This is a genomic window from Methylocucumis oryzae (genome assembly GCF_000963695.1).
GTDB classification, from domain to species: Bacteria; Pseudomonadota; Gammaproteobacteria; order Methylococcales; family Methylomonadaceae; genus Methylovulum; species Methylovulum oryzae.
In genome coordinates, this window is the sequence record NZ_LAJX01000146.1 from 1 (window position 1) to 6364 (window position 6364).

The following is a 6364-nucleotide window of genomic DNA, read 5'->3' on the forward strand; positions in this document are numbered from 1 at the left end:
TTATGAGTTAGGTTATCGCTATTGGAATACTGATATTTTTTCTATTGATATTGCCGCCTATTACAATCAATACCACAACAGTCTAGTCGCTGATAACCAATTTTTTTAAATGGTTTCCAGAGCGCAGCATCAAAAAAAGTAGCTCACTAGGGCTTGAAACCGCACTGGTATGGCGTCCTATCGACAAAGTACGCTTGCAGCTCAGCACCAGTCTGATGGAAATGGACATACAGTCAAAACGTAAAATTAATAATTTATTTATCAACACCACTAGCCGCGACCCCAGTTTTTTATACGCGTTTAGAAGCTCATTTGATATTACATCACAAATTGAAATGGATTGGTGGTTACGCTACACCAGTCCCGCATCAGGCATTTTTACCACGCAAGCTATTCCCAGTTATGTCACGCTCGATATGCGTTTAGCGTGGCAACCTGTTAAGCAACTAGAACTAGCATTTATCGCTAATAATCTTAACAACGACCATCACGCCGAATTTTATGATGCAGTCGCGCTTAATCCTTTGCATGTCGAACGCATGTTTTGGCTGCAAGCCCATGTAAAATTTTAGCGCGCACAGACTGCCGAAAGGACTGCTTGTGTTTAGCACTTTAAAAGCCTTACCTGGTTTTACCCTAGCCCTGCTAATGTATTTAGTAGCACCGACCGCTTATGAGCAAGGATTAGGCGAAGATACGTTGAAAGCGTTGTATAGTTACAAATTTGCGCTGTTTACCGATTGGCCGGTGACTAAACTAAATGACAGTAATAACACCTTTGGTTTTTGCATTATCGGCAGAAATCCGTTTGGTCAAGCGGCATTAGACACTATTCAAGATAAACCGGTTAAAAACAAACCAATACAAATCGAGGTATTTAACAGCGGCGTATTATCAGAAGCATCGTTAAACCATTGTCATATCGCCTATATCAGCCATTCAGAATCACAAAATCTGCCGACATTACTGAGCAGGTTACACCCTTTGCCGATACTCACCATTAGCGATATTAGCAATTTTTCCGCGCATGGCGGCATGATTACGTTGGTAAAATCAGGTGAACACATTCAATTTCAAATTAATCCCAATGCAGTAAATGAAGCCGGGCTAAGCATTAGCTCGAAAATCATTGAACTTGCGACCTTGGTTAACACAACACCACGTTAAAAGGACGCAGCGATGAAAGGATTACAGCAGTTATCCATTAAAACAAAACTCATAGCCATGATGATGCTTAGCGCGAGCATAGGCATTGTTGCGATGGCCGTCGCTATATCAATCAATGAAGCCGTGAGTATGCATCAAGATATTGAAGCCGAGCTGAGCACATTAGCTCAAATTATTGGCTCGCGTAGCACTGGCTCGTTAACGTTTAACGACCCAAAAACGGCTAACGAAAATCTACACGCCTTAGCGATCAAAAAAGAAATTATTTATGCGGCTATTTTTCAGGAAGAAGGCTTGTTATTTGCCGAATACACGACCCCAGCCATGCCTTATTTGATTGAGCAACACTTGATTAATCAACAATACACCTGGCTCACGCAATTACTGGCTTTAACCAAAACGAAACCTTTAACCGGCGTCATTACTGTTGTTAATGATATTTATTTTGAACAGCAAAAAATTGGCCATGTCGTTATTAAAGCCGATATGAGTCTGTTTTTAGCCAAAATGACCCGTTATCTCAATTGGGTCATTATTACGTTAATCGGTTGCTTTACGCTTAGCTTAGTCGTCTCCAGCCATTTGCATAAACTGATTTCGCTCCCGATTCTAAACCTACAAAAAGTCACCAGTAAAGTCGCCGAAAGCGATGATTATTCAGTCAGAATTACTAATAAAAGCGCTGATGAGCTAGGCCAATTAATCAATAGTTTTAATAGTATGCTGGAACAAATTGAAATCAGAGACCAAAAACTGGCCAAGTACCGCAAACACTTAGAGGGATTAATTGACGAGCGTACCGATGAATTAACTGAAGCCAATAATCGCCGTATTCAATGGTTAGAAAATATGGCTAGATTTTTAAAACATGAATTAAAAAATGCGTCTATCGGCATTAAAAGCTCGCTAGAGCTTATTCAGCGCCGCTCGCAACAGCCATCCATTAACGTCTACCTGGAACGCGCTAACAAAAGTTTAAATTATATGGATGTCTTATTAGCCAGTGTCAGCCATGCCAGCAGTTTAGAAGCGATGATATATAAAGAACCGTTAATCGCTGTCAATCTAGGACACATGGTTAAAGTACAAGTCGATGAATACAAATCACTGTTTCCTGAATATTGCATTATTGATGACATAGCATGTGATGCAACGATTTTGGGAAATTCAGACCGACTTCGACAACTGCTCGATAATTTAGTCAATAACGCGTTCGATCACTGCCTAAACGACACGCCTATTACCATTCGCTTACAGCGACAACACCTAAGCGTCGAATTATCGGTCGCTAACCAAGGCGTTAGCCTTCCTAAAGATAAAGAAAAAATGTTTGATCTTTTCGTTTCCTTGCGCGAAGCAGGACAATGGAAAAAATGATAATTTAGGTCTAGGGCTTTATTTAGTTAAGCTCATCGCCGAATGGCACGGCGGAGTTGTCCGTGCTGATGATTTACCCGATAACGACGGTGCTGTTTTTACGGTCACGCTGCCTATTCTGACCACGTAATGCTTCATGCTTTACTCAGTATGTTTATCTAGCCAGCGATACCCGGCAGAGCGCTCTGTTTTAATACAATCAAAGTCACTGTCAATATCACGAAACCGGGCGCGAATGGTTTTAATATGCGCAGTAATCGTATTCGGTTCAACGCAAATCTTAGCCGCCTGCATTAACTTATCACTGGTTTTAACTTCACCTGGATTGGCTACCAGCTCATAAAGTATCCAAAATTGCGTTAAACTCAACTCTAATGGCAGATTTTTCCATGTTGCTTTTAATTGGTTACGATCAACTTTAAGGCTGCCAAGCTCAAAAAGCATGGTGTCTTTCTTAACAGTTGGCGCTGCTGTTTTAACCATTTGTTCACCTTGGGTAATCACTTCGATGCGGTGCAATAACGCTTCTATTCTGACCATCAGAAACTTAATACTGGCATCTTTAGTGATGTAATCATCGGCACCTAAACGCAAGCCTGATATACGATCAATTTCCTCATCGCGTGATGTTAAAAAAATGATGGGTAATTTAGGCGCTAATCGGCGTAAATCTGAACAAAGTTTAAAACCACCATCCCGCTCTTCTTGCAAACCGACATCAAGAATCGCAATGTCTGGCAATTGTTGCTGAAAATAATTAATCGCATGTTGGCGAGTGCCGAAGACCACCACCTCAAACCCTTCATCCGCTAGAATTTCTGCATAATTGTCGCGGATGATTTCATCGTCTTCGACTAACGCTATTTTAATTGCCATAACTCTTTTAATCCCCCGTGACGGCTTGTTTAACTAATTACCAAGTTTCATAAAGCATCATTGATATTCATGCTTAGTTCATTAATGAAAGAACGAGCAGCTTCTCTTCATTTTCTTCCTAGGTTTCTTGCCAGTCGCTTCACCGAGAAACGCGTAAAGTTAGCACCAAGCCAAAGGTCCTGACAATCTATATCAACCCGATTAGCGCATTTGGCTTACCCATGCTAGGACTCAATAAGTTCAGCAGTTTTTACTTCAACAAACCGGAGAACTCAAATGAACAAAAACACATTAGCAAAACCCATTATCGCTTTGTCATTATTGTTTAGTTTAGCAGTTGCATCAAGCGCTCAGGCTAAGGCTACATTCAATGAAGTGGATATTTTAGACGGATTTATCGATGTGCAGGAAAACGGCGCCATCGGTGTCAACGATGATTTAAACAATGTTGTTTTATGGTGCGATGGAGCCATGCCGGTCAGAGTCGATATTATAGACGGCAAAGTCGATGTCAATGAAGACGGTATTGTCAACTTCGGCGATGATTTATCGAGTTGCGACTTAAATGATGAAGACACCGTAAACGGCGTTGCGGGCGTGCCTACCAGAAATCGAGTTGATATTGTCGATGGGATTGTTGATGTCGATCAAGATGGTAATCTTAACGAAATACTACAAGACGACTTACAAAACGTTCAGCTTTATGTGCCATAACTTTTGGTTATTTACTCAAAACACTCAACCTACTGAAAAACACACAGAATTGTATTGGCGGTTCAATTATTGCCCAATTGAACCGCCGAAATCAGGCAGTAAGTCAATGACTGCCAAACCTTGATGGGGTAGCCCATCGCTTTAACTTAATCGCCGTTTCACGGCAGGAGCATAGTATCATGAACTTACATACACTAAAATCATTAGCCACTAGCACTTGTTTAGCACTAGGATTATTTATAGCGAACTCAGCACACGCTGCGGTTCCAACTGTCGAATACATTGGCAAAGCAGCCATTACTAATTGCCCAACAGCATTGAACAGTTCACTGGTGTTCCATTCCGATAAAATTATTTTTATGATTGGCGAGGGCGTTTTTACAACCTCTGGCGACCACAGATTTTGCAGCGTTGGAAGCGTTACCGCGTTTAGTTGAACTAGATATTAAAGTGCGAGACAACCCAAACAATGTCGCCGACCTTAAAGGTAAAGTACTCACTTTTTTTAGGCGCAGCACCTAGCAAGGAAAATCGCGAGTTGATTAAGATTACTGATGTTGAATATACGGCTGTGGTTTGTCCAAAAAGACAATAAACTCGCTTAAAAAAAGTTCGGGTTGGTACGCCACGCACCAATCCGAACACTAGCTGCTCGCTTTAATTTCGACATTTTCTTTGACCATCTTGTCGTTAGCAAACAATCTCTGCTAACATCGAAGCTGTTTTGGGGATAACCCAAAGCATTCTAGGATTTAAGCACTCATGTGCTTAAGACAATTTTTATGAAAAGGGTTTACTGAGGAGCGAACAATGAATATGAAGCTGGTAAATGAAAAATTAACAACCTGCAAAAAACTAATGGCACTCGATAAATTATGCACATTAAATAAATTAACCGCCTTATCATTAAGCATAGGCTTATTAGCAGGCGTTGCCACTTTCTTAGCCGTAGGACCATTAAGCGGCGTGTTTTTTATCTGGGCAGCCACCATCGCTTGGGCAGCTTATTTTTTACTTGGCGCTAATCAAGAAGCGTTAGTTAATACGATTACCTGCGGTATTTTTGGTGTTGCTATGGCATGGCTGACTGCCGTGTTACTCACTCAAATCTCACCTGACACAGCCTTAGGCTTCCCTTTCATGGCGGCATTAACCGTTACCTTAGCGGTCATAGTTTTGTGTTTAGCCGCTAGCTGCCCTCGTTTAGCGTCAATTCCCGCTAGCGTATTAGGTTATTCATCCACCTTCGCCTATTTATTACAAACACCGGATAAACTTACTCAAGATGTGTTATTAACAGTGTCGTTAAGTAATCCGCTCTTAGTGATTTCAATCTCAATCGTAGTTGGCACTTATTTTGGTCAATTCTCAGGACAGTTAGCAGCCAAATGGACTAAACAATAGCTTTTTAGTCTAAGGTATCGGCACCAATAAGGTGCCGATATGATTGACTAATCCAAGCCCATATCACGCTTTTTAAAACCTAAACTTAGCAAGCTGACACCATACAGTAACATTGCCACAGCCACCCAAAACGCCAACCAGGCAAACGCGCGTCAATGCATTCCATGTAAACCACATCGTAGCATCGACGTAATTCACTAATACCGCTACCATCACCAACACAGCTAGACTTAAGCGCACAAAAAATACCAGCTCATGCTTACCGATACTTAGCAACTTATCCTGATGTAGTTTTCTCAACAACAGTCCAGCATTACACCAAGCCCCTAAAGACGTGGCCAATGCCAAACCAGCATGAGCAAAAGGAATAGCCAGTACATTACCTAATAAACTGGTTAACATCGCATAAATACCATAGCGCACTAATAACTGGCTTTGTTGCCTTGAAGTAAACCCCGGAATTAATACTTTAATTAACATATAGGCAGGAAGCCCCAAGGCATAGGCGATTAAACTTTGGCTGGTTTGGTTAACATCATGAATCGTAAACTCATGGTATTGAAACAATGTCGTTAAAACAGGCTTAGCTAAAACAATTAACCCAGCCGTCGCTGGTAATGCCAGCAACCATACCATACGCACACCCGCGTTTAATGCTTGTTGAAAGCCTAGCACATCATTCGCAGCATGATGCTTGGCTAAATTAGGTAAAATGACTGCGGCCAACGCCATCCCCAAAACAGCTAATGGAAATTCCACTAACCGGTCAGAATAATACAACCAAGACACGCTACCGGGACTCAGTAAAGACGCCACTAGCGTATCC

7 protein-coding genes are annotated in these 6364 nt (G+C 41.5%); 5 read left to right on the forward strand and 2 right to left on the reverse strand.

The genetic code is table 11. The annotated features are described in order from the left end of the window. Nucleotides 1-221: 221 nt before the first annotated feature. From VZ94_RS14350 to VZ94_RS14360, 3 genes are read left to right on the forward strand one after another with little or no spacing between them, the layout of a single operon-like run. On the forward strand, nt 222-572 hold the full coding sequence (locus tag VZ94_RS14350) for a TonB-dependent receptor (protein ID WP_131655572.1): 351 nt from the start codon (nt 222-224) through the stop codon (nt 570-572). 28 nt (nt 573-600) lie between these two features. Continuing rightward, nucleotides 601-1167: a YfiR family protein gene (locus tag VZ94_RS14355; RefSeq protein WP_045779756.1), complete on the forward strand. Its 567-nt coding sequence runs from the start codon at nt 601-603 to the stop codon at nt 1165-1167. 12 nt (nt 1168-1179) lie between these two features. Next, nucleotides 1180-2544: a sensor histidine kinase gene (locus VZ94_RS14360; RefSeq protein WP_045779757.1), complete on the forward strand. Its 1365-nt coding sequence runs from the start codon at nt 1180-1182 to the stop codon at nt 2542-2544. Nucleotides 2545-2685: 141 nt separating this feature from the next. Here VZ94_RS14360 and VZ94_RS14365 read toward each other — a convergent pair whose 3' ends face one another. Further along, complete coding sequence (locus tag VZ94_RS14365) at nt 2686-3420, reverse strand: response regulator (RefSeq protein WP_045779758.1); 735 nt, start codon at nt 3418-3420, stop codon at nt 2686-2688. A gap of 276 nt (nt 3421-3696) precedes the next feature. Here VZ94_RS14365 and VZ94_RS14370 point away from each other — a divergent pair, with 276 nt between their 5' ends. Both VZ94_RS14370 and VZ94_RS14380 read left to right on the forward strand, forming a co-directional pair. Continuing rightward, nucleotides 3697-4134: a hypothetical protein gene (locus tag VZ94_RS14370; protein ID WP_045779759.1), complete on the forward strand. Its 438-nt coding sequence runs from the start codon at nt 3697-3699 to the stop codon at nt 4132-4134. Between the two features lie 810 nt (nt 4135-4944). Further along, entirely contained in the window at nt 4945-5538 is a 594-nt protein-coding gene (locus VZ94_RS14380; protein ID WP_239649963.1) for a DUF1097 domain-containing protein, read from the forward strand. Nucleotides 5539-5610: 72 nt separating this feature from the next. On the opposite strand, the gene murJ is transcribed toward VZ94_RS14380, so the two are convergent. After that, on the reverse strand, nt 5611-6364 hold a 754-nt coding region (gene murJ, locus VZ94_RS14385), incomplete at its 5' end, for a murein biosynthesis integral membrane protein MurJ (RefSeq protein ID WP_157844941.1).

Excerpts from the sequence above, each read along its gene's own strand:
- VZ94_RS14350 (WP_131655572.1), top strand. The coding sequence starts at position 222 with ATGGACATACAGTCAAAACGTAAAATTAATAATTTATTTATCAACACC.
- VZ94_RS14360 (WP_045779757.1), top strand. The coding sequence starts at position 1,180 with ATGAAAGGATTACAGCAGTTATCCATTAAAACAAAACTCATAGCCATG.
- VZ94_RS14365 (WP_045779758.1), bottom strand. The coding sequence starts at position 3,420 with ATGGCAATTAAAATAGCGTTAGTCGAAGACGATGAAATCATCCGCGAC.
- VZ94_RS14370 (WP_045779759.1), top strand. The coding sequence starts at position 3,697 with ATGAACAAAAACACATTAGCAAAACCCATTATCGCTTTGTCATTATTG.
- VZ94_RS14380 (WP_239649963.1), top strand. The coding sequence starts at position 4,945 with ATGAATATGAAGCTGGTAAATGAAAAATTAACAACCTGCAAAAAACTA.